The sequence below is a fragment of the Prauserella sediminis genome (genome assembly GCF_014195435.1).
Lineage (GTDB): Bacteria > Actinomycetota > Actinomycetes > Mycobacteriales > Pseudonocardiaceae > Prauserella > Prauserella salsuginis.
In genome coordinates this window covers 2,516,770-2,537,957 of sequence record NZ_JACIBS010000001.1, presented here as the reverse complement: position 1 = coordinate 2,537,957, position 21,188 = coordinate 2,516,770, and the positions used below count along the sequence as shown (strand labels likewise).

The window sequence follows — 21,188 nt, the reverse complement described above, 5'->3', positions numbered from 1 at the left end:
AGCGCCGGCGACGCGATCGGTTCGGTTGCGCCAAGGTCGCCACCTTTCACCGCCGCAGCGTACGGCCGCAGGCACCTGCATTCGGCCGATCGGCGTAGCCCGTGAGCGCAGGCGCCGGGTTCTACCACCGACACAGGGCGTGGAGCCTGCCGTCCTTGCGCACACACGGCACGTAACCCGCACTGTGCAGCTCGTCGCGCGCGGTGCCACTGCGCAGGTACTCGAGGAATCCGGACTGCAGGGACGTCCGGTCGGCCTCGCCCTTCGTGTAGAGGTACTCGATGGTCCAGAACGGATAGCCGTCCGGAATGTTGCCGGGATCGGGGTATCCACCGTCCAGTTCGACGACGCTGAGGGCGCGCCCCTCGGAGCGGGCTTCGTTCGCCGAAGGGACGTCCACGTAGCCGATGGCTCCTCGGGTACTGGCCACTTCGTCGAGGACGATGCGTTCACTGCCGCGTTCGCACCGCACGATGTCGGCCTCGGCGACGCGGTCGGCGCCGTCGCAGCTGTCGGACGTCAACGGCCCCTCCGACCTGCCCAGCACGCGCTGTTCGAACGTCGTCCGCGAACCGGATTCGCCGCCGCGGCCAACGATCCGGATCGGCACCGACGGGCCGGGGCGGAGTTCGTCCCAGTCGCGGTACCTGCCGGTGTAGATGCCGCGAACCTGCTGCGTGGTCAACTCGTCGATGCCGACGGACTCGTCGACCACGAGCGTGTACACGATCACCGCGAGCGGGTTCGCCTCCAGCTGCTCGCTCTCGTGACGGGCCAGCCCGTCGGACAGCGCGACGGTGGAACCGGGCCGGACGTCGTCGCTCATCAGCTCGCGCACGCCGGCGTTGCTGCCGGTCGGCCTGGTCGTGATCGCCGAGCCGGGGCACGCCGCCGCGTATGCCTCGGCGATGTTCTCGACGGCGGGTGTGAACGCGCTCGAGCCCACCACGGTCAGCTCGCCGTCGCCGCATGCCACCGCGGGGTCCGCGGCGGGCTTCGACGCGTTGGCGAGCAACGTCGCCAACAGCACGCCCACCAGCAGCAGGCCGACCATCGCGGCAGCGCGGGGCCACGTCACGCCCGCCTGGTCGCTCTCGTCGACGATCCGGCCACCGTCCAGCTGCCCCTGCACGTCGAAGCCCTTGGTGAGCTCGCCCGTATCACCGGGTTCCCGCAGGACGACCGCGATCTTCAGTTGTTCCTTACGCTGCAACGAGAAGTCGTGCAACTCGATGCGAGTCCACTGTGGAGTTTCCGGTTTCGGCTCGGCGGACTGTTCTTCGTCGTCCCGCCGGCGCGGCCACAGCTTGCGCCGCGACGTGGTCCGCACCTCCTCGAGATTCGCGGGGGACACGTCGCCACCGCGTGCGGGCGCGGCCTTCGTCTCCGGCAGGAAGGTCAGGCTCCGCTTGTGCGCGAGCCGGTGCGTCTCCACGCTGGGATCCGAGATCCGCGCGTTCCAGATGACCCGGCCACCGAACTCCAGCGTCAGCGGATGCTTGCTCAGATCCTCCGAGCGGATGTCCTCGATCCCCGCGTTGCGCAGGCGCACGACGACGCTCGTCATCCGGCTCATCTTGTCGGCGAGCTCGTGCATGCCCGCGTCGGCACCGGGCGGAATCTCACCGAAGACGTCCCCGTCGTCCAGGTCGGGACTCACCCCGAGCTTCGAGTTGTACAGCACCCGGTACGACAGGCGTTTGCGGCGGATCAGGTGGCGGTCCGCGAAGGGCGCCGCGATCGCGAGCACGGACAGCACCAACATGACCAGCAGACCCTGGTCCGACCCCAGCACCGAGGCGACGGTCTGCAGCGTCTCCGCGATTTTCATGGTGTTGGCAGAGTACGAGGAGGCACGGCCGCCGATGACCCGTCAGAACCGATCGTTCACGCTGTGTTCATACCGACGCCCACTGGCCTGATCCGGAAGGCGGAGGCGACACTGGAGGGATGACCACCCGACCTCCTGCCGCGCTGACGATCGCGGGCTCCGACTCCGGCGGCGCCGCGGGACTGCAGTCCGACCTGCGCACGTTCCTGACGTGCGGAGTACACGGGCTCGTCGCCGTGACGGCCGTGACGGTGCAGAACACGCTGGGCGTCCACGACCGGGCCGACATCCCCGCACGCATCGTGTCGGGACAGATCGCCGCCGTGGCCGGCGACATGGGTGTCGACGCCGCGAAAACGGGCATGCTGGCGTCGGCCGAGATCATCCACGAGGTCGCCGACGCCTGCGACGACGCGGGGATCGGCCGCGACGCCCGCGTGCCGTTCGTCGTCGACCCGGTCGCGGCGTCGATGACGGGCCATCCGCTGTTCGACGAAGGCGGCCTCACCGCGCTGCGTCAGCGGCTGCTGCCCCGCGCGACGGTGCTCACTCCGAACCTCGACGAGGTCCGGTTGCTGACCGGCATGGACGTCACCGGCAGGGCGCAGATGCGCGACGCCGCGCTCGCGCTGCACGATCTCGGGCCGCGGTACGTGCTGGTCAAGAGCGGCCACCTGGTGCGGGACAGCGAATGCGTCGACCTGCTCTACGACGGGTCCGAGTTCGTCGAGCTGCCGGGCCCGCGGCACGACACCCCACACACGCACGGCGCGGGCGACGCGATGGCCTCGGCGTTGACGGCCGGGCTCGCGCGCGGCATGTCGATGGTCGACGCCGCCCGGTTCGCCAAGGCGTTCGTCACCAAAGCGGTCGAGCACTCGTACCCGATGGGCGCGAAGATCGGCCCCGTGTCGGCATTCTGGCGTCTCGCACCGGAGGAGTTCGCCCCGGGGGTCTGACTCGCCGACACGGCGGCACCGCGACGGACGGGCAGGCACGGGCCCCGGACCTGCAACACGAGCCCGGATCTGCGCACGAGCGGTTGTTCGCCTGCGCCACGATCGCCCTGTCCACTCGCACCGGCACCACTCGGATGGGCGGCGGTGGGCGACGGGCGGGCGCTACACGGGACCCGGGCGCAGGACACGCGGTGCTGAGTGCAGGACACGCGCACCTGAAGGCTCAGGTTCGTCGATGTTCGCCTCTGCTACACGCCCACCTCGCACGGGGTGCCGTCGTCGTTGACCGCATCTCGTGCGTTGGCGGCGTCGAGCCGGACCGAGGTCATCAGATCGCCGGTGACGTCCAGCTTGTCGGTGCCGCTGGAGGCGATGTAGGTGAGGATTCGTTCGCGGAAGAGGCGGACGTGGCCGACCGCGATCTTCTCGGCGGTTCCGGGGTCCCGGTTCTCGTAAGCGTCGATGAGCGCGGAGTGATCGTGGCTCACTCTCGCGAAGTGGTCGTCGAGGCGGTTGGAATTCCAGTCCTCCGCACCGCCGAACGCCAGATATCCCAGCCGCTGCCCCTCGTCGTGGATGCGCGCGGCGAGCACGGCGAGGTACTCGTTGCGGGCGATGCGCGCTTCGAGGTTGTGCAGGGCGGCATTGGATTCGGCGATGTCCGGCGCGGACCTGCGCCGGATCGCGTCGTTGACGAGCGCGTCCGCTTCGCGCAGCTCGGCGAGCTCGGCGGCGGTCACTCGGTTGGCGACCAGCTGGGCGATGGCCTTCGCCGTGACGATGTTGGCTTCGAAGAAGTTGCTGATGCCGGAGATGTCCATCGGTCGCACTGTGAATCCGCCACCGGGGTGAGCCTGGATGAGGCCTTCAGAGGCGAGCAGAAACAGCGCTTCGCGGGCCGGGGTGCGGCTGAGTCCCAGCTCCTGGCTGAGCTGCACGTCGTCGACCCACTCGCCGGGCGCGAGGCGCAGGGTCATGTACCGCGCCTTGATCTCGGTGTACGCCCGTTCCATTTGTGTCCGCTGTCGCCGTCCCACGTAACCATCCTGGCACATCGGCTTCGAACTCTTGACCCGCCGTAGACGCTTTGTATTATCTCTGCATGCAAAACGAGGCGATCGAACTGCCGGTTCCAGTCGATGTAGACCGCGAAACCGGAAAGTGGAGCGTCGACGGACTGCCCATGGTGCTGGTTCCGCAGCACCTGCTCGTGAACAACATGGACGCCGTCGAACAGCGGCTCGGCCGGGACGAATCCGCCCAGCTGTTCCGGGACGCCGGTCGGCGATCGGCGTGGCACTGGTGCGCGCACGAGTCGGCGCGACTGGGCCTTTCCGGCACCGCGATCGTGCAGCACTACCTCGATCGCCTGAGCCGTCGTGGCTGGGGGCGTTTCGAGATCGACGCGCTCGACCCCTCGCGAGGCGACCTGAGCGTGCGGGTGCGGCATTCCGCCCTACTTCCCGTCGACGGCTCGAGCCGTTCCGTCGATCGGGCGTGCTACCTGTTCGAGGCGTGGTTCGAGGGCGCGCTGCAGTACGCCTCGGGCGAATCCGAAATCGTGCCGGTCCACGAGATCCGGTGCGGCGTCAACGCCGAGGAGTGCCTGTTCACCAGCGACGGATCTGGAAGGTGCCATGACAAGTAAAGACGTCCCTGACGCGCAAACGGTCCGCAAGGTCATCCGCGCGGCCTCCATCGGAAACTTCGTCGAGTGGTTCGACTTCGCGCTCTACGGCTTCCTGGCCACCGAGATCGCCACCAACTTCTTCCCGAGCGGTGACTCCACCGCCGGTCTGCTCCAGACCTTCGCCGCCTTCGCCGTGGCCTTCGCACTGCGGCCCATCGGCGGCGCGTACTTCGGCGCGTTGGGTGACCGCATCGGCCGCAAGCGGACGCTGGCCATCACGGTCCTGCTCATGGCCGGAGCAACGGTCGTGCTGGGGCTGTTGCCCACCTACAGCACGATCGGGATCGTCGCACCGATCTTGCTTGTTCTCGTCCGCTGCGTGCAGGGATTCTCCACCGGCGGCGAGTACGCCGGCGCCTGCGCCTTCGTGCTCGAGCACTGCCACCGGGGCAGACGCGCTTGGTACTCCAGCTTCCTGCCCGTGAGCACCTTCACGGCGTTCGGCACCGCAGCCGTCGTGTCCTTCGCCTTCAGTAGCTGGCTCGGCGCGGAAGCCATGACCGAATGGGGCTGGCGCGTCCCGTTCCTCATCGCCGCGCCGTTGGGCGTCTGCGGCTTCTACATCCGGCAGCGGCTCGACGAAACGCCGGACTTCCAGCAGGTCACCGAGAACGAGACGGTCGCGGCAGCGCCCCTGCGAGAGGCCGTGCGGTCGCACGGGCCCACCATGGCCAAGCTCGGCCTTTTCATCTCCACCACCGCGCTGTCGTTCTACATGTTCACCACGTACATGACGACCTATCTCAAGGTCACAGCCGGGCACAGCGCCTCGATGACATTGCTGTCCAACGTGCTCGCGCTGATGTTCGCGGCTGCGTTGTGCCCATTCGTCGGCCGCTTCTCCGATCGGTTCGGCAGGCGCGCGACCATGTTCGCCGCCTCGGGCCTGTTGGTCGTCGGCGTGTTGCCGGCGTTCATGCTGGCAGGCAACAGTGGGCTGGCACCTGCGGTCGTCGGGCAGCTGCTGCTGGCATTGGGCGCCGTGTCATGCAACGTCGTGACCGCGGTCCTGCTCGTCGAACTGTTCCCGACGCGCGTGCGGTACACGGCCTCTGCGCTCACGTACAACCTCGCCTACGCGCTGTTCGGCGGAACGGCACCGTTCCTCGCGACCTTCTTGATCGAGGTCACCGGTAACCCGTTGGCCCCCGCCTACTACCTCGCGGTCGCCGCGGTGTTCGCGCTGTTCGCCGCATGGGCGCTGCCCGAGACCTCGCGCCGCCCGTTGTCCGCCACCGAGCCCGCATCCCACGAGAGAGGACGGAGCATCGCATGAGTGCCAAGATCACGGTCTTCCCTGCCAAACGAGTCCTGACCATGGACCCGGGACGGCCGAGCGCATCGGCGGTGGCAGTCATGGACGGACGGGTGCTGTCCACCGGCAGCATCGAATCGATGAAGCCGTGGCTCGACCGCCACGGATACGAAGTGGACGACAGTCTGCGCGACAAGGTGATCATGCCGGGTTTCATCGACCCGCACACCCACTTCGCGCTGTCGTCGGGCTACCTCGGGGTGCCGTACGTGGGGCCGATCGACTCGCCCGGACCGTGCGGAACCAATCCAGGGCACCCGACGCGCGAAAGCGTCATGGCGGAGCTGCGCGACCTCGACTCCCGCCTGCCCTCGGGCAAGACGTTGGTCGCATGGGGCTTCGACCCGGCCGTCCAAGGCGGTCATCTGCACCGCGATGAGCTGGACAGCATCGTGAGGGAACGGCCGGTGTTCATCATCTCCTACGCGCCGCACTACCTCTACGCCAACAGCGCCGCACTGGACACCACGGAGGTCTCCGCCGACAGCGCCGTGCACGGGGTCGGGCGCTACCCCGACGGACGCCTGAACGGCCAGTTCGTCGAGTTCGCCGCGCACAAGGCCGCGATCGGCCGATCCGCCGCCGACCTGGTCGAGGACACCGGCGAGCAAGGCCTGCGCGACCTGGCCGAGGTCGCTGTGCGAGCGGGTGTCACGACCACCGCGGAGCTGCTGTTCGGGATGACGGACCCCGAACACGAGTGGCGCATCCACGACGCCGCGTTCAACGATCCGGCAACGCCGTTGCGGATGGGCCTGGTGTCCTACGAGATGACACTGCACGACCAGCACGGCGACAAGGCAGCGCAGCACCTGGCCGAGCTGTACGCGCGCAACAGCGAAACGCTGTTCTTCCGCGGCGTCAAGTTCCTCGCCGACGGTTCGTTCCCGGCCATGTCGCTGCGCGTGCGCTTTCCCGGCTATCTCGACCTCAGCAACGGTGTGCGCAACGACGTCCCGTGGGAACAGCTCCACGAGCGCATGGAGCCGTTCTGGCGAGCGGGAATTCCCATTCACTGCCACGCCAACGGCGACGAGAGCATCGACGCCGCGCTCGACGCGTTGTCGGTACTACAGGACAGCAAGCCGCGTTTCGACCACCGGTTCACCCTCGAGCACTACTGCATCAGCACACCCGATCAAGCCCGCAGGGTGAAGGCGCTCGGTGCGCAGGCCAGCGTCAACTGCTACTTCGTGCACTACCGCAGCCACGTGCACAGCCATGAGGGATACGGCCCGGACCGTTCCGAAGCGGTCGGGCGTCTCGGCTCGCTCGAACGCGAGGGGGTGACCTTCGCGCTGCACTCGGACTTCTCACTGGTCCCGGTCCCGATGCATCCGTTGACCGCGGCGTGGGTCGCCGTCAACCGGCTCGGTGCGGACGGCGAGACGGTGCTCGCACCCGGCGAACGCATCGGCGTCGACCGCGCACTCCGCGCGATCACCGTTGATGCCGCGCACATTCTGGGCATGGAACGCACCGCGGGCAGCCTCGAACCCGGCAAGTTCGCCGACTTCGCCATCCTCGAGGAAAACCCCTACGAGGTGAATCCGGCGGAACTGCGCGACATCCCGATCTGGGGCACCGCCCGTTCCGGAGTGCTGCACAAGGCCTAGTGTCGCGAGTCAGACTGTCGCGAGTCAGACTGTCGCGAGTCAGCTCAACCCGGATTCATCGTGCTGCGCCGCGGGCGGGTCATGGAACGCCCCCGGCCCGGATCAACCAACCGCGACGTCGAACGCCGAATCCGACGCCACGCAGCCATCCTCCGCTGGGCGGCGATCCACCCCGGCGACAACGACTCCCGGGCGCAGGACACGCGGTGCTGAGCGCAGGACACGCGGTGCTATGTCGGGTCGGATTCCTCGTCCAGGAGGGCTTCCAACGCCGGGAGCGCTGCCTCGAGGGCGGCCCTGCGGTCGTCGGACAGGCGGTCGATGCGGGCGCACAGCTCCCTGATCCGCACCGACTGGACGTCGTGGAGCGTGCGCCTGCCTTCGTCGGTGAGCTCGGCGAGCCAGGCGCGGCGGTCGATCGGGTCGGGCTCGCGGGCCACGAAACCGGACTCGACGAGGGTGGCCACGATCCGCGACATGGTGGCCGCGGCGACGCCCTCTTTCAACGCGAGGTCACCGAGACGGAGCGGACCGTGGACGTCGAGCGTGGCCATCGCGGAGATCGCGCCGTGGCCGGGCCCAGGCGCGCCGGCCTGCCGCAGTGCTCGCGACAGCCGCCCGATGGACAGGAACAGCCGATGCGGGACATCGTTCGGCGTGGTCACCTACGCTCCTTCGATCGCACACGAGTGGGCGTTCACCATACGTTCCCCGCCCCCGACCGAGGAGAACGAGGCGCCGAAACCGTCCCGCTCAGTCGTCCGCACGCGATCACCTCACCGCGGCGGGCTCGACGCCTGCGCCCAGAACCGCTGCGGAATCCGGCCCGCCTCGCGCGCGAGCCTGCCCGCGGTGACGCCCGCGCGCATCGCCGCCGCCATCCGCTCGGGATCCTGCGCACGGGTGACGGCGGTGGACAGCAGCACGGCGTCGCAGCCGAGTTCCATCGCCAGGGTCGCATCGGACGCCGTGCCGATACCGGCGTCGAGGACCACGGGCACGCCGGCGCGGGCGACGATCAGTTCGATGTTGTGCGGGTTGCGGATGCCGAGGCCGGTGCCGATGGGCGAACCGAGCGGCATCACGGCAGCGCAGCCCGCCTCCTCCAGCCGCAAGGCGGTCACCGGGTCGTCGTTGGTGTAAGCGAGGACCGTGAACCCCTCGTCGGTGAGCTGCTGAGCCGCGTCGACCGTCTCGATCGGGTCGGGCAGCAGGGTGCGGTCGTCGGCGTGAACCTCGAGCTTGATCAGGTCCGTGCCGAGCGCCTCGCGCGCCAGCTGCGCCGTCAGCACCGCCTCGGCCGCGGTACGGCAACCCGCGGTGTTGGGAAGCACCGCGATGCCGAGCCTGCGCAACAGGTCCAGCACCCCGGAACCGGAGCCGAGATCGGCGCGGCGCATCGCGACGGTCGTCAGCTCCGTGCCCGACGCGGTGAGCGCGCGTTCCAGAACATCGAGGTTCGCCGCCCCGCCGGTGCCGATGACCAGCCTCGAGGTGAACTTGTGATCGCCGATCGCCAGCATGCCGGTCGGCTCGCCTGCTGCATCGCCTGTCATGTCAGCCTCCGTCCCCTCAACCGCCCTGGACGGCGGTGAGGATCTCCACGTGCGCCCCGTCGCCGACGGCGGTGCGGGGCCATTCGGCCCTGCGCACCACGACTCCGTCGACGGCCACGGCGACGCCCTGTTCGGGCACGTCCAGCGCGGCGAGCACGCCCGCGACGGTGCTGTCGTCGGGCAACTCGCGGGCCTCGCCGTTGACCTGGATGTTCATGACACCCGCTCCTTCACACGATCGGGATGGGCCGCCGCGACCCCGGGCGGCGGTTCGCCACCGGCGAGCCACGCGACGACGGCGTCCGCCGTGACGGGCGCGAGCAGCAGCCCGCCGCGGTGGTGACCGGTCGCGGCGTACACCCCGTCGGCGACCTCGCCCAGCAGCGGAAGATTGTCGGCGCTGCCCGCGCGCAGGCCCGCAGCGGTCTCGACGAGTTCGTACTCCGCGATGCCGGGGAACACGCGCTCGGCGGCATCCAGCAGCCGCCGCACGCCGCGTGCGGTGACGGCCGTGTCGAATCCCGCCTCGTACTGTGTCGCGCCGACCACGAGATCGCCGTCGGCGGATTCACCGCGGCCGCGCGGGACGAGGTAGACGGGCTCGCCCTCGACCATCGCGCGAAGCGTGCCGCTCGGCGGTGGCAGCGTCGTTCGCCGCGAGCGCAGCCGAAGGACCTCGCCCTTCAACGGCCGGATGTGCGCGCCGACGTCCGGCAGCAGCGACCGGCTCCACGCGCCCGCGGCCACCACGATCGCCCCGGCCGGGTACTCGCCGCGCGCGGTGCGCACCACACCCGGCTCGACTGCGACGACCTCCTCCGGCACCGTCACCGCACCACGGGACGCCGCGCCGTCGTGCAACGCAGCCAGCAGGCGACGGGTGTCGACCGCGAGGTCGCCGGGTACGACGAGCCCTCCGGTGACCGCACCCGCAAGGCCCGGTTCGATCCGCCGCAGCTGTCGCGCGGGCACGTACGTCGCCTCGCGGCCCAGCTCGTGCAGGTAACCGGCGAGCGTGTGCAGGGTTTCGGCGTCGGCGCGGTCGAAGGCGGCGACGACCGTACCGGACGTCGAAAGGGCCGGATCGTGCCCGCAGGCCGTCAGCTCCCCTGCGAACGCGGGCCAACGCCGCAGCGACTCCTCGCCGAGCTCCAGCACGTCCTCCTCACCGGGCCACGCCTCGGTCACCGGCGCCAGCATGCCGCCCGCGACCCGCGAGGCAGCGCGTTCCGGCGCCGGATCGAACAACGTCACGCGGTGCCCGGCGGACACGGCCCGCCACGCGACGGCGAGGCCGACGACCCCGCCTCCCACCACGGCCACCTCGGTCGCGCCTGCGACCGAGGCCGGAACGGCGAACTCGGACATACGATTCACGCTCCCTGCGCCGGCATGATCCGGATCAGGTTCCACGGTCGGAGTCAGCGCCGATGCGACTCGGCCCGGTGCTCCCTCTCAGCCCGGCAGGGCTCCCGTGCGGACACCACCAACCTACCGCGGCGCGCTACCGTGATGCCATGCCCGGCCTGAGCGGTGATCGGATTCGCGCGCGCCTCTCCGACGCGCGGTTGTACCTGTGCACACCGATGCGCCCCGACCTCGCGGAGTTCGCCGATGCGGCGCTCGCGGGCGGCGTCGACATCATCCAGCTGCGCGAGAAGCCCGCGATGGAGGCGGCCGACGAACTCGCCGCGCTCGAAACGCTCGCCGAGGTCTGCGCCCGCCGCGGTGCGCTGCTGGCCGTCAACGACCGTGCCGACATCGCGCTGGCGGCGGGAGCGGACGTGCTGCACCTCGGTCAGGACGACCTCCCGGTGACGCACGCCCGCCGCGTCGTGGGCGAGGACACCGTGATCGGCCGGTCGACACACTCGCTCGACCAGGCTCGCGCAGCGGCGTCGGAGCCGGGCGTCGACTACTTCTGTGTGGGCCCGTGCTGGCCGACCCCGACGAAACCGGGCCGCAGCGCTCCGGGACTCGATCTGGTGCGGGACGTGGCGGACACGGTCGACTCGCAACGACCGTGGTTCGCGATCGGTGGTATCGACGCCGAGCGCATGCCGGAGGTACGGACCGCGGGCGCCGACCGCGCCGTCGTGGTGCGTGCCATCACCGACGCCGACGACCCGCGGTCGGCCGCAGCCACCCTTCGCGCCTCGCTGCTGTAGTCCTCCGGGACCGCCCCGCGTGTCCTGCACTCGGCACCGCGTGTCCTGCACTCGGCACCGCGTGTCCTGCACTCGGCACCGCGTGTCCTGCACTCGGCACCGCGTGTCCTGCACTCGGCACCGCGTGTCCTGCACTCGGCACCGCGTGTCCTGCGCCCGGCCGGGCGCAGGACACGCCGTTCCGACGCGGGGCTGCCTCCTCGCGCGTGTTGTCCCCGCGCGTCTCCTGCTGCCGACGGCGGGCACCGGTGAGGCGCGGCGGTCAGGTGTGCCGGTCAGGGTGCAGGCGTCGCCTCGTCCCCTTCGGGTTCGGCGGGCTGCTCGGGCGTGTCCGCCGGTTCCTCGACATCCGTCGGCTCGTCGGTCGGCTCCGGCTCCTCGGTCGGCCGGTCCTCGCCCGGCTGCTGACCTTCCTGTTCCTCCGAAGGCTGCGGCGCCTCCTCGGTGGGAGTGGCCTCGCCGGTGGGATCCTGCGACTCGACGGGAGCGCGATCGTCCGTCGTCGCGGGCGCGTCGCCGTCGCGTCCGTCCCTGACGCCGTCCTCGGAATCGGACGGACCGCGGTCGCCGACGATCGCACCGACCGTGCTGCGCCCCTGACCGTTCAGCGAACCGCCCGTGGCCAGCTCGAAACCGGTGAGCACCAGCATTCCGATGCCGAACACCACGACGCTGGTCGCTGCCAGCACCGGCCATCGCCGCCGGAGCAGGTCGCGCATCCCGTTCGACCTTTCCGACGCCGGGTCCGCGTCAGCGTCCGCCCGTTGCACAGCCGTGAGGCTGCCGACGGGGAGCCGGTCGGTGGGCTGGTCCGCGTTCGACAGGATCCTGCGCGTCGTCGGCCCCGCCGTCGAGCCCTGCTGCGTCGCGGGCAAGCGCAACACCGCGGTGCGGCCCCGCGCCCGGCCTCCGGTCTTCGCCTCGGCGAGCGCCGCGGCCTTGGCCTTCGCCTTGCGCGCGGCCTCCCTGGAACGGCGGATCGAACGCAGGTACAGCTCGCTGCCGACGGTGCTCAGCACGCTGATCGCGCCCGCACCGATGACCGTCCCGTACACGCCGAAGAACGAGCACAGGAAGGCCGCCGTAGTCGCCGCGATCCCGCCCGCGATGACCGGAGCGGGCCGCAGCCCGGACTTCTCCTTCTCCTCGCCCGCCGCATTGCCGACGTCGGCTGCAGCACGGTCGGCTGCAGTACCGTCGGCTGCCCTAGCACCGCCGTCGGCTGCCGCACCGCCTGCCGCGGCGCGTGGCACCGTGCCGTCCGCGGCACCGCGGCCTGCCGCGCCCCCCTGTCCGACTCTCCGTGCTCTGCTGTCTTCGTGAATCCTGTCGTCGTCGGTCATAGCCCCTCTGGTCCGCGCTCACATCCCTCGCCCTTACCCAATGCATCGCATTCGGTGGTCCCGTCGTTTCGGAAAAGCGAGAACTATTCGCGTGAGCGCGGACACCCTGCCGACGTCCACATAGGACGGTAAAGCCACGGTGAAGCACCGCGACCGGCTACGGCCTCGTGAGGGTGGTGACGAACTTGTAGCGATCACCGCGATAGATCGACCGGACGAACTCGACCGGCTTGCCGTCGGAACCGAACGTCTGCCGGTTCAGCAGCAGCACCGGGACACCGACGTCGGCGCCCAGCAGTTCGGCCTCCTCCGGACCGGCGAGCGAGGTCTCGATCGTCTCCTCGGCCCGGTCCATCTCGACGCCGTACCGCTCGGCGAGCGCCTCGTACAGCGACCCGCCCTCGATCATCTGCCGCTTCAGCCCGCGGAACCGCGCAAGCGGAAGATGTGTCGTCTCGAGTGCCATCGGCTCGTCGTCGGCGAGCCGCAGCCTCCGCAACAACAGCACCTTCGCGCCGGTACGGATACCGAGCAGTTTCGGCAGGTCACCCTCCGCGAACACCTCGTCCACCTCGAGCAACTGCGACGAGGGTTCCAGCCCCTGCGCCAGCATGTCCTCGGTGTAGGACGAGAGCTGCAGCCGCTGCGCCACCTTCGGCTCAGCGGCGAACGTGCCCTTGCCCTGCACCCGATGCAGCCTGCCCTCCGCGGTCAGGTCCGCCAGCGCCTGCCGGACCGTCGTGCGGGAGACGTGGAACTCGCCGGCGAGCGCACGCTCCGTGGGGATCGGTGCCCCCGGGGGTAGCGAATCCAGCTGATCCAGCAGATGCTGCTTGAGAGCCCAGTACTTCGGCTCCCGTCCTCCTCGTGCGACGGTTGCCGTACCGCCCTTGGCTCCGGAAACCTCCAACATGGCGACTCCTCCACTCCAGCGCCCCGAAACGCCTTACCCGCCAAACTACCCTTCGCGGCCCATGTTCAACCTGTCTAGTATTGGTCTAGACCTTAACGGGGATTTGAGAGGAGCATCGTGACCGATGCGCAGCCCGGCGCGCTGATGACCGCGGAGATCGACCAGCAGCCCGACATGCTGGCCACGATCGCCGAGCATCGCGCCGAGATCGCGGCCGTCGCAGCCGACATCGCCCGGCACCGTCCGCGGTTCGCACTACTGGCGGCCCGCGGCTCCAGCGACCACGCCGCGATCTACGCGAAATACCTGATCGAAGTGCTCCTCGGCATTCCGGTCGGACTGGTGTCGCCTTCGACGACGACGCTCTACGGCGCGCGCCCCGACCTGCGGGACGTCCTCGTCGTCTCGGTCAGCCAGAGCGGCGGTTCCCCCGACCTGCTCGAGGTGACCCGGGCGGCGAGCGAGGCCGGTGCACGCACGGTCGCGGTCAGCAACACACGGTCGTCGGAACTGTTCTCGGCCGCGGATCTCGCCGTGGACATCGGCGCGGGCGAGGAGAAGGCCGTCGCGGCCACGAAGACGTACACGGCGACGCTGCTGACGCTGTATCTGCTGGTCGACGCCATTCGCGGCGGCGACGGCGGCGCGGTCGCCGACATCGGCGAGCGCGCCGAGGCCACGTTGCGCGACTCGGCCGACCAGGTCTCCCGCGCCGTGGACCGGTACCGCTTCGCCGACCGGGTGATCGCGGCCGCCCGTGGCTACTCGTACGCCTCGGCCCTTGAATCGTCGCTGAAACTCGCCGAGACGAGTTACCTGCAGACGCACGCCTACAGCGGTGCGGACCTGTTGCACGGGCCGGTCGCGGCCGTCGACGAGGAGACGGCCGTGCTGGGCATGGCCAGCGTCGGCCGCGGTGGCGAGGTGATGGGCGACGTGCTGCGTGCGGTCGGCGAGCGCGGCGCGGACGTGCTCGCGGTCGGCTCGGCGGCGTCCTCGATGCCTGCGGCGCTGCGCATCGACGTCCCCGAAACGGCCGAAGAGGTGGCACCGATCCTGGAGATCCTTCCGGTGCAGCGGCTGGCGCTGCACCTGTCGCTCGCCAGGGGCGGCAACCCCGACAACCCGCGTGGCCTGCACAAAGTGACGAAGACCCGCTGATGTACGTCGTCGGAGTGGACGCGGGCGGCACCAGCACCAGGGCGTGCGCGGTCGACGCCGGCATGCGCGTGCTCGGCACCGGCCGCGCGGGCGGTGCGAACCCCAACTCGCACCCGCCGGAGAAGGCCGCGTCCGCCATCGCCGAGGCCGTCGCCGCGGCCACCATCGACCTCGACCGCGCCGAACTGGGCGAGTGCGTCGTCGGGATGGCGGGTTCGAGCAAGCTGACCGACCCGGCCGTCGCATCGCTGTTCGAACGGACGTGGCGGGAGGCGGGCTTCGACGTCACGCCGCACGTGGTCTCCGACGCCGAGACGGCGTTCGCGTCGGCCACGGACGCGCCGGACGGCACGGTCCTCGTCGCAGGCACGGGATCGATCGCTGGACGGATCCGCGACCGGCAGATGGTGTCGGTCTCCGGCGGTTACGGCTGGCTGCTCGGCGACGAGGGATCGGGTTTCTGGATCGGCAGGGAGGCGGTCCGAGCCACGCTCGATGCACTGACCAGGGGCGATCTACTCGGTGAGCTGACGTCGTCGGTATTGGCGGAAGCCGGGGTCGATCCCGCGGCGCCGCGCGCGTTCCACTTGCTCATCACCGTCGTCAACGGGGAGCCGCCCGTCCAGCTGGCACGGTTCGCACCACTCGTGAGCGCGGCGGTGGAGTCCGACCCCGTCGCGGCGCGCATCGCCGACGACGCCGCTGACCGGCTGATCGACATCGCTCTCGCGGCCCGCGACAGCGACGAGACCACGCCGATCGTGCTCGTCGGCAGCGTCCTCGGGGCAGCCAGCCCGGTGCGCATGCGCATCCACGATCGCCTCCGCGACCGTGACGTGCGAGAAAGCAAGGACGGGGTGCTGGGCGCCGCGTGGCTCGCCGCGCTAAGGGGGTTCGGTCGCCGCATACCTCACCCGAACAGAGTAGGGTGACCGGCGGCCCCCGGACCTCCCCCCTCGCCGGGGGCCACCTACCTGTCGCACCCCGGTGGTGCGGACCGCGCGTTCGTACCACCGGGGGATGCGTCCGAATCGATCGCGTCCGCCGCTCTACCCTCGGTTGCCTCCGTCGAGGTCCCGGTATCCCCGCAGGACCGCCCCGACTCCTTGTGGGACTGCCCCGGGGCGTCGGACGACTCCCCGTCGGCCGGGTCACCGTCGGACGCCCCCGCTTCGCGCGCCGCGGGCGGCACGGGATGCCGCAGCCCCGGGTGTTCCGCCGGCAACGAACGATGCAGCACCCAACCGCTCACCCCGACGGTCAGCGCGACCAGCGGCCACGACAGCACCGTGCGCGCGACACCGAGGGCGACGACCTCCCCGGCCCACCACAGCACGCCGAACACCGCGATACGCAGCGTGTACTGGCCGAACACCCACACCCAGCTCGCGCGCGAGTACGCCCGCAGCAGATCCGGATCCGACCGCCAACGCGTCTTCTGCCCGAGCACGGTGCCGACGACCACGCCGAGCAACGGCCACCGGATCGCGATACTCACGGCCCACGCGAGCGCGCTGGCCACATTGGACAGCAACTGAATGAGGAAGAAGTCCTGCGCACGGCCGGTGCGCAGGGCGATCAATGCTGCGAGCACGACAGCGGCCAGGCTGATCAGCACCGCCCTGACCTTGTCGCCGCGGGCGAGCCGGAAACAGCCGATGACCACGCTCAGCGCGATCGCGGCAGCCGCACCCCAGCCGATCGACGAACCCGACACGAGCCAGCCGACGACGAACGCCACCGGCGGCAGGCTCGCATCGATCGCACCCTTGCGCCCGCCCAACAGGCTCGCCAGCGACTCGCGACGTCGGTCCGTCCCGCGCTGCGGTGCCTGTTCGCTGCGCTCGGCTGCGTCGGTGTGCGGAGCCTGCTCGCGGCGCGGTGGCACCTCGCCGGGAGGCTCGTGCGGCGGCGTGTCACTCACGATCTCCACCCTGCCTGATTCCGCGCACCCGCATCGCCGGTTCCGCCCACGTTACCTTCACCACACCCAACCCTCCGGTGCCCACATTACGGCTGCGTAGATCCCCTCGGAGGAGGAGACTGGCAGTCTTGGTCCGACCGGCGCCCGCGACGCAGGCCCCTCGGGGAAGAACGCGCCTCCGGCCGGTTGTTGATCAACTGGGAGAATGCGCGTACAGGGCGGAGGGAGACGTCGTGACCGGATACCGCAGCTTCGTTGCGATCGGGGACAGCTTCACCGAGGGCATGAACGACGAGCGACCCGACGGCACGTACCGCGGCTGGGCCGACCGGCTCGCCGAGATCCTCGCCGACGGCTCCCCCGACTTCGCGTACGCCAATCTCGCCATCCGCGGCAAGATGCTGACCGAGATCATGACCGAGCAGCTGCCGGTGGCGCTGGAGACCAAGCCCGACCTGGTCACGGTGTGCGCGGGCGGCAACGACATCATCGTGCCCGGCGCCGACGTCGACGCGAAGGCCGCCGAGTTCGAGGACGGCATCGCCGCGCTCCGTGCCGCGGGCATCGAGGTGCTGATCTTCACCGGACCCGACACGAAGAGCATGTCGGTGATCAACATGCTGCGGGGCAAGGTCGCGATCTACAACGCGCACCTGCGCGCGATCGCCGACCGGCACGACACGAAGATCGTCGACCTCTGGTCCATGGACACATTGCACGACATCCGCGCGTGGAGCGACGACCGGCTGCACTTCACGCCCGAGGCGCACCGGCGGATCGCACTTCGCACCGCGGAGGTGCTGGGCGTGCCCACGGCGCAGGACTGGCGTGAACCGTGGCCGGAGACCGACGGCGACCCGAACTGGCTCATGCTCCGCCGCAGCGACCTCGAGTGGACCAGGGCGCACCTGCTGCCGTGGATCCGCCGGCAACTGCGCGGCGAATCGCTCGGCGACGGCATCACCCCGAAGCGCCCCCGGCTGGCCCCGCTGCGCGAATCTGCGGTCTCGGCGCAGCTGTGCCAGCAGGTCGCCGGAACCACCACCGCGTCTACAGCCTCCGCAACCGCAACGGCCACGGCGACGGCCACGGCGACGGCCACGGCGTCGGCGGCCACTGCGGCGGCGGCCACTGCGGCGGCGGCCACTGCGCCCTCGGCCGTCACCCGCTCCTCCCTGGTCGACCCCGCCGAGAACTGACCCACCGCGTGTTGCGGCCTCCGGGACCCGTGTTGCGTTTTCCGGAGGCCGTGTTGCGTTTTCCGGGGCCCGCGTCGCAGGTTCCGGAGGCCGTGTCGCAGGTTCCGGAGCCGAAGTTGCGCCCACCGGTCACTCGACCGCCGCCCCTCATCGACACACTGACGCGCGACCGCATCCAAGGGGCCGTTTTGCGGATTCTCGAGCGCTCGTCGGGCGTGTTCGTCGCCGACGCCGTCCGTTTCCGCCGGGCGGCGGTAGCCGGGCAGCGGTAGCCGGGCAGCGGTAGCCGGGCAGCGGTAGCCGGGCGATGGTCCAGCCCCGCGCTCGCACCCGACGACACCCGCACCACGGCTGCCGCGCCGCTGCACCCGCGCCACTGGACCCGCGCCGCTGCTCCCGCGCCACTGCCCCGGCGCACGACACCGGACACGCCTGAAGTACTCGCCTGTCACGGTCGCCGAGCCGCGCACCCGCCCCGCGACCGGACACGCCCCGCGCCGAGACGCCCACTCACATGCGTCACACCCGTCGCTGCGTTCGCGAGGTGGTTGGCCCGCGCCTATCGTCGGTGCATGGCCGGGAAGAATGGGCGGTTCTGGCTGATTCCGCTCGCGTTCGCCGTGTCGGGGCTGCTGGCCTTCGGCGCGACGTGGGCGACAGCCGACCGGATCGAGCACGACCTGCGTGACGAGGCGCAGGCCGCGTTGCGCGATGCCGGGATGCGCGCGCCCAGCGTGACGATCGACGGGCGCGACGTCACGGTGTCGGACGTCCCGCAGGGCCGCGGTGAGCGCGCCCGCACCGTCGTCGACGACCTCGAAGGTGTCGGGGCGGTCGACGTGCAGGAGGCGCAGACCGGCCCGGCGGCGGCACGGACGCAACAGGCGATCGACAGCGCCCTGCAGCGAACGCCGATTCGGTTCGCCCCGTACGGCGACGAACTCACCAGCAGCGGCAGCCGCGCCGTCACGCACGTGGCGGACATCCTGCGTTCGGCGCCGACCACCCTGCGGTTCGAGGTGGCGGGCCACGTCGCGGAGGTACCGAATCTCGACAGCGACGAAGCCCGCGAGCTGTCGCGCGAACGCGCGGACGCCGTCGCCACCGAGCTGGCGGACGCCGGTATCCCGCGAGACCGCCTGACGACTGTCGGCCACGGCGACAGCAGGCCCGTCGACGACGGCGACGACGGCGAGTCGGACCGGGCGAACCGACGAGTGGAGATCCACGTGCGCTGACGCCGACGACCGCCGGCCTGACGCCGACCAGGACAACGAGGAGGGAAAACGCCCATGCTGTGGCTGTTCGGACAGATCTGGCTCTGGCTGCTCGTCGCGTTCGCGCTCGGCGCACTGGCCGGAGCGCTGCTGACCTGGCCCGCGCGTCGCAGGCGCGACGCCGACGCCCGTGCCAGCGCTGACGCCCGCGACGCCGACGACGGCCCGGTCTCGACGTCGGCAGAAACCACGTCGGCAGCGCCGAGGTCCGCACGCTCGATGGGCGGGACGGCGACGTTCGCACCGGTGGAACCCGGCTCGCTGGAACCCGGCTCCCCCGCGTACAGCGCTCCTGTCGAGATCCCGGGGGCCGGGCAGCGCGCGGAGGAGGCCACCGGACAGCAGCCCCACCACGCGCACGTGCCCGGTCAGCACCGCGGCCGTCGGCGCGCTCCGCGTACTCCCGACGTCGAACCGGCACGGTCCACCGCCGGCGACGGCGGCGACAACCACGTCATCGGCATCCTCGACGAGACCACCGGCAGCGGCCGGACGTCGGGAACGCTGCCGTCGCGGCGCGCATGGCACACCCGCAACGAGTGGCCGGACGAGGCCGACGAGTGGGCCACTGAGCACCGCATCCCCCGTTCAGGCGGCTGACCTCGCGCTCCGTGGCGGCTGATAAGTTCGCTGAGCCGCTTCGGCGCTTCGTCGGCGATGTAAGGAACGTGGATGCCGCTCCCCTACTGGACACCGGACAACGTTCTGCCCCCGGGGCGACACCCCGCCGATCTGTCCGACCTCTACGAGAGGTTCGTGTGGGACGCCCCGCACCGCAACGAGCGCGAGGTGCTGTTCAGCGCGCTGTCCGGTTACCTCGGCGTCGTCGGCGGGCTCATCCCGTCGGGCAGGGCGTGGATCTCCGGGGAAATAGCCGTGCGCACCGAAAACGTGCCCCGCGACATCGACGTACTGCTCATCCCGGACGAGTGGGGAAGCCTCAAACGTCTGACCGGGCCCGCGCGGGAGGCGCTGTACGGGATGCTCACGCTCAACGGCGTGATCGCGGAGCAGCCTGCGATGTACCTGGACCGGGTCCGCCCGATGAGCGGCCTGCTCGACGGGTTCCTCTGCCGTCCGGGGGACGAAGAGACGTGGGAACCGACGTGGGCCCGTGGACCGGTCCACGGCATGTTCAAGGGGTTCGCGGAGGTGACGTGGTGAGTTTCGAAGACGTCGCCGATGCGATTCCCGGCGGCACCTGGCTGGACGATCTGGCGCGCGCGTCGGCCCGCGCCGCGCACGCGAAGTTCGAGCGGCCGAGCCGGTCGGCGCTGTTGCGGGTGTCGATGCTCGATTCACCGCGCATGGACGCCTACGCGTTCTCCGATATCAGCCGTGCGTTGCAGGACGCGACCGCGAAGGTCGGCCACATCGTCCGCAATCCGCAGGGCGAGATCACCTACGTACAGCCTGCCGACAGGGAGAAGGCTCCGCTGCTGCAGCGCGGCCAGGCGGGCAACGCGTTGTTCTTCGGGTTCCCCGAGACGTCCGATCCGGACGCGCTGATCAACGACGGCATCGAGACGTTGTCGGAACGGGCCGTGAAGGAGTTGTGCGACTTCCTGCCGATCAACGGTTCCGACGACGGTGCGCTCGACGCGGTGCTGCTGCAGCGCGACACGATCCGCAACGCGGTGAGCGATGTCGTCAGCGCCGTCACCAAGACCTCCAGCCTGGGGCTCACGCTGACGCCGACGGCGGGTGAAGAGGTCACGCGCAGCATGACCACCGAGCAGGCGCGCGTGCTGCACAACAGCCTGCGGGAGTCGCGTGAGGACGTCGGCTACGAGACGGTCACCGGCAGGCTGGACGGCGTGCGCACCCGCAGGCGGATCTTCTACCTCGAACGCGACACGGGCAGCACGATCCAGGGTGCGGTCGTGCCGGACCTGCTCGACCAGATCAAGGTGAACCTCGACCGGCCCGTCACAGCGCGGCTACGGGTGGTCCGCACCACCACGATCGACGGCCGCCGCGGACGTCCGGTGTACGAGCTGCTCGACATCCACGGCGAGACGAGCCTGTTCGACTGATCGCACCCGGTCACACATCCGGCATTCGCAAAACGGAGAATCCGGACTTACACGGAAATCCGCCGGTGGCCGTGGTGCGAAACGGAGTCCGGAGCCGGAAAGGGATCCGGAGGCGGAAAACGGCAGCCCGGCCGAAACAGAATACGGCCCCGTGCCATCAGTCCCGATCTGATGGCGCGGGGCCGTACTCCTCGTTCTTC

At 70.4% G+C, this 21,188-nt stretch carries 20 protein-coding genes, 1 pseudogene and 1 riboswitch; of the genes and pseudogenes, 12 read left to right on the top strand and 9 right to left on the bottom strand.

Translation table 11 applies throughout. From position 1 onward, the window contains the following. Positions 1–121 precede the first annotated feature (121 nt). Entirely contained in the window at positions 122–1,831 is a 1,710-nt protein-coding gene (locus FB384_RS11615; protein ID WP_183782593.1) for a PstS family phosphate ABC transporter substrate-binding protein, read from the bottom strand. Positions 1,832–1,950: 119 nt separating this feature from the next. Between FB384_RS11615 and thiD the strand changes: the two genes are divergently transcribed. Continuing rightward, positions 1,951–2,790, top strand: coding sequence for a bifunctional hydroxymethylpyrimidine kinase/phosphomethylpyrimidine kinase (gene thiD / locus FB384_RS11610; protein WP_183782591.1), 840 nt, complete (start codon positions 1,951–1,953; stop codon positions 2,788–2,790). A gap of 248 nt (positions 2,791–3,038) precedes the next feature. Here thiD and FB384_RS11605 read toward each other — a convergent pair whose 3' ends face one another. Further along, positions 3,039–3,803 (bottom strand): GntR family transcriptional regulator, encoded by a 765-nt coding sequence (locus tag FB384_RS11605; protein ID WP_183782589.1) that lies wholly within the window; start codon positions 3,801–3,803, stop codon positions 3,039–3,041. Between the two features lie 89 nt (positions 3,804–3,892). Here FB384_RS11605 and FB384_RS11600 point away from each other — a divergent pair, with 89 nt between their 5' ends. Genes FB384_RS11600 through FB384_RS11590 form a run of 3 tightly spaced genes read left to right on the top strand, consistent with a single transcriptional unit; the run spans position 3,893 to position 7,411 of the window. Further along, positions 3,893–4,438, top strand: coding sequence for a DUF5943 domain-containing protein (locus FB384_RS11600; RefSeq protein WP_183782587.1), 546 nt, complete (start codon positions 3,893–3,895; stop codon positions 4,436–4,438). Beyond that, positions 4,428–5,756: an MFS transporter gene (locus FB384_RS11595; protein WP_183782585.1), complete on the top strand. Its 1,329-nt coding sequence runs from the start codon at positions 4,428–4,430 to the stop codon at positions 5,754–5,756. The genes FB384_RS11600 and FB384_RS11595 overlap by 11 nt, the downstream gene beginning before the upstream one ends. Then, positions 5,753–7,411, top strand: a complete 1,659-nt coding sequence (locus tag FB384_RS11590; protein WP_183782583.1) for an amidohydrolase — start codon at positions 5,753–5,755, stop codon at positions 7,409–7,411. The genes FB384_RS11595 and FB384_RS11590 overlap by 4 nt, the downstream gene beginning before the upstream one ends. A gap of 230 nt (positions 7,412–7,641) precedes the next feature. Here FB384_RS11590 and FB384_RS11585 read toward each other — a convergent pair whose 3' ends face one another. The 4 genes from FB384_RS11585 to thiO form a co-directional block, all read right to left on the bottom strand. After that, positions 7,642–8,076, bottom strand: a complete 435-nt coding sequence (locus FB384_RS11585) for a MarR family winged helix-turn-helix transcriptional regulator (RefSeq protein ID WP_183782579.1) — start codon at positions 8,074–8,076, stop codon at positions 7,642–7,644. Between the two features lie 111 nt (positions 8,077–8,187). Further along, positions 8,188–8,967, bottom strand: a complete 780-nt coding sequence (thiG, locus tag FB384_RS11580) for a thiazole synthase (protein WP_307876803.1) — start codon at positions 8,965–8,967, stop codon at positions 8,188–8,190. Between the two features lie 16 nt (positions 8,968–8,983). After that, positions 8,984–9,184 (bottom strand): sulfur carrier protein ThiS, encoded by a 201-nt coding sequence (thiS, locus tag FB384_RS11575; RefSeq protein WP_183782576.1) that lies wholly within the window; start codon positions 9,182–9,184, stop codon positions 8,984–8,986. Continuing rightward, positions 9,181–10,335, bottom strand: a complete 1,155-nt coding sequence (thiO, locus tag FB384_RS11570; protein WP_183782574.1) for a glycine oxidase ThiO — start codon at positions 10,333–10,335, stop codon at positions 9,181–9,183. The genes thiS and thiO overlap by 4 nt, the downstream gene beginning before the upstream one ends. Further along, positions 10,330–10,453, bottom strand: a riboswitch (TPP riboswitch). (Overlaps the previous gene by 6 nt.) Positions 10,454–10,484: 31 nt before the next feature. Between thiO and thiE the strand changes: the two genes are divergently transcribed. Then, positions 10,485–11,135, top strand: coding sequence for a thiamine phosphate synthase (gene thiE, locus FB384_RS11565; RefSeq protein WP_183782572.1), 651 nt, complete (start codon positions 10,485–10,487; stop codon positions 11,133–11,135). A 275-nt stretch (positions 11,136–11,410) separates the two neighbouring features. Here the strand turns inward: thiE and FB384_RS11560 are convergent, their stop codons facing one another. Together FB384_RS11560 and FB384_RS11555 are read right to left on the bottom strand one after the other, a co-directional pair. After that, complete coding sequence (locus FB384_RS11560) at positions 11,411–12,388, bottom strand: ICP22 family protein (RefSeq protein ID WP_183782570.1); 978 nt, start codon at positions 12,386–12,388, stop codon at positions 11,411–11,413. A gap of 247 nt (positions 12,389–12,635) precedes the next feature. Continuing rightward, positions 12,636–13,391, bottom strand: coding sequence for a GntR family transcriptional regulator (locus FB384_RS11555; protein ID WP_183782568.1), 756 nt, complete (start codon positions 13,389–13,391; stop codon positions 12,636–12,638). 144 nt (positions 13,392–13,535) lie between these two features. On the opposite strand from FB384_RS11555, the gene FB384_RS11550 reads away from it, so the two are divergent. Beyond that, positions 13,536–14,552 carry an SIS domain-containing protein gene (locus FB384_RS11550; protein WP_183785374.1) on the top strand — a complete coding sequence of 339 codons (1,017 nt, stop codon included), beginning with the start codon at positions 13,536–13,538 and terminating at the stop codon, positions 14,550–14,552. Further along, positions 14,549–15,484 (top strand): N-acetylglucosamine kinase, encoded by a 936-nt coding sequence (locus FB384_RS11545; RefSeq protein WP_183785372.1) that lies wholly within the window; start codon positions 14,549–14,551, stop codon positions 15,482–15,484. Before FB384_RS11550 ends, FB384_RS11545 begins: the two co-directional genes overlap by 4 nt. Before the next feature lie 260 nt (positions 15,485–15,744). Here FB384_RS11545 and FB384_RS11540 read toward each other — a convergent pair. Further along, positions 15,745–16,347 (bottom strand): annotated as a pseudogene (locus tag FB384_RS11540) (DUF3159 domain-containing protein); the annotation flags it as partial. A gap of 413 nt (positions 16,348–16,760) precedes the next feature. Between FB384_RS11540 and FB384_RS11535 the strand changes: the two are divergent. From FB384_RS11535 to FB384_RS11515, 5 genes are all read left to right on the top strand, one after another. Continuing rightward, complete coding sequence (locus FB384_RS11535; RefSeq protein WP_221213205.1) at positions 16,761–17,675, top strand: SGNH/GDSL hydrolase family protein; 915 nt, start codon at positions 16,761–16,763, stop codon at positions 17,673–17,675. A 572-nt stretch (positions 17,676–18,247) separates the two neighbouring features. Further along, complete coding sequence (locus FB384_RS11530; protein ID WP_183782564.1) at positions 18,248–18,913, top strand: OmpA family protein; 666 nt, start codon at positions 18,248–18,250, stop codon at positions 18,911–18,913. Between the two features lie 54 nt (positions 18,914–18,967). After that, the gene (locus FB384_RS11525) at positions 18,968–19,552 is read left to right on the top strand and encodes a hypothetical protein (protein ID WP_183785756.1); all 585 of its coding nucleotides are present in this window, start codon (positions 18,968–18,970) and stop codon (positions 19,550–19,552) included. Positions 19,553–19,624: 72 nt separating this feature from the next. Then, positions 19,625–20,116 (top strand): DUF6932 family protein, encoded by a 492-nt coding sequence (locus tag FB384_RS11520; protein WP_183782562.1) that lies wholly within the window; start codon positions 19,625–19,627, stop codon positions 20,114–20,116. Then, positions 20,113–20,988, top strand: a complete 876-nt coding sequence (locus FB384_RS11515) for a hypothetical protein (RefSeq protein WP_372497731.1) — start codon at positions 20,113–20,115, stop codon at positions 20,986–20,988. Before FB384_RS11520 ends, FB384_RS11515 begins: the two co-directional genes overlap by 4 nt. The last annotated feature ends 200 nt before the right edge of the window (positions 20,989–21,188 follow it).

Coding starts and splice junctions, on each gene's coding strand:
- FB384_RS11600 (WP_183782587.1), top strand. CDS start 3,893: ATGCAAAACGAGGCGATCGAACTGCCGGTTCCAGTCGATGTAGACCGC.
- FB384_RS11590 (WP_183782583.1), top strand. CDS start 5,753: ATGAGTGCCAAGATCACGGTCTTCCCTGCCAAACGAGTCCTGACCATG.
- thiD (WP_183782591.1), top strand. CDS start 1,951: ATGACCACCCGACCTCCTGCCGCGCTGACGATCGCGGGCTCCGACTCC.
- FB384_RS11605 (WP_183782589.1), bottom strand. CDS start 3,803: ATGGAACGGGCGTACACCGAGATCAAGGCGCGGTACATGACCCTGCGC.
- FB384_RS11525 (WP_183785756.1), top strand. CDS start 18,968: ATGCTGTGGCTGTTCGGACAGATCTGGCTCTGGCTGCTCGTCGCGTTC.
- FB384_RS11615 (WP_183782593.1), bottom strand. CDS start 1,831: ATGAAAATCGCGGAGACGCTGCAGACCGTCGCCTCGGTGCTGGGGTCG.
- thiO (WP_183782574.1), bottom strand. CDS start 10,335: ATGTCCGAGTTCGCCGTTCCGGCCTCGGTCGCAGGCGCGACCGAGGTG.
- FB384_RS11555 (WP_183782568.1), bottom strand. CDS start 13,391: ATGTTGGAGGTTTCCGGAGCCAAGGGCGGTACGGCAACCGTCGCACGA.
- FB384_RS11550 (WP_183785374.1), top strand. CDS start 13,536: ATGACCGCGGAGATCGACCAGCAGCCCGACATGCTGGCCACGATCGCC.
- FB384_RS11520 (WP_183782562.1), top strand. CDS start 19,625: ATGCCGCTCCCCTACTGGACACCGGACAACGTTCTGCCCCCGGGGCGA.
- FB384_RS11595 (WP_183782585.1), top strand. CDS start 4,428: ATGACAAGTAAAGACGTCCCTGACGCGCAAACGGTCCGCAAGGTCATC.
- thiE (WP_183782572.1), top strand. CDS start 10,485: ATGCCCGGCCTGAGCGGTGATCGGATTCGCGCGCGCCTCTCCGACGCG.
- thiG (WP_307876803.1), bottom strand. CDS start 8,967: ATGACAGGCGATGCAGCAGGCGAGCCGACCGGCATGCTGGCGATCGGC.
- FB384_RS11530 (WP_183782564.1), top strand. CDS start 18,248: ATGGCCGGGAAGAATGGGCGGTTCTGGCTGATTCCGCTCGCGTTCGCC.
- thiS (WP_183782576.1), bottom strand. CDS start 9,184: ATGAACATCCAGGTCAACGGCGAGGCCCGCGAGTTGCCCGACGACAGC.
- FB384_RS11535 (WP_221213205.1), top strand. CDS start 16,761: ATGAACGACGAGCGACCCGACGGCACGTACCGCGGCTGGGCCGACCGG.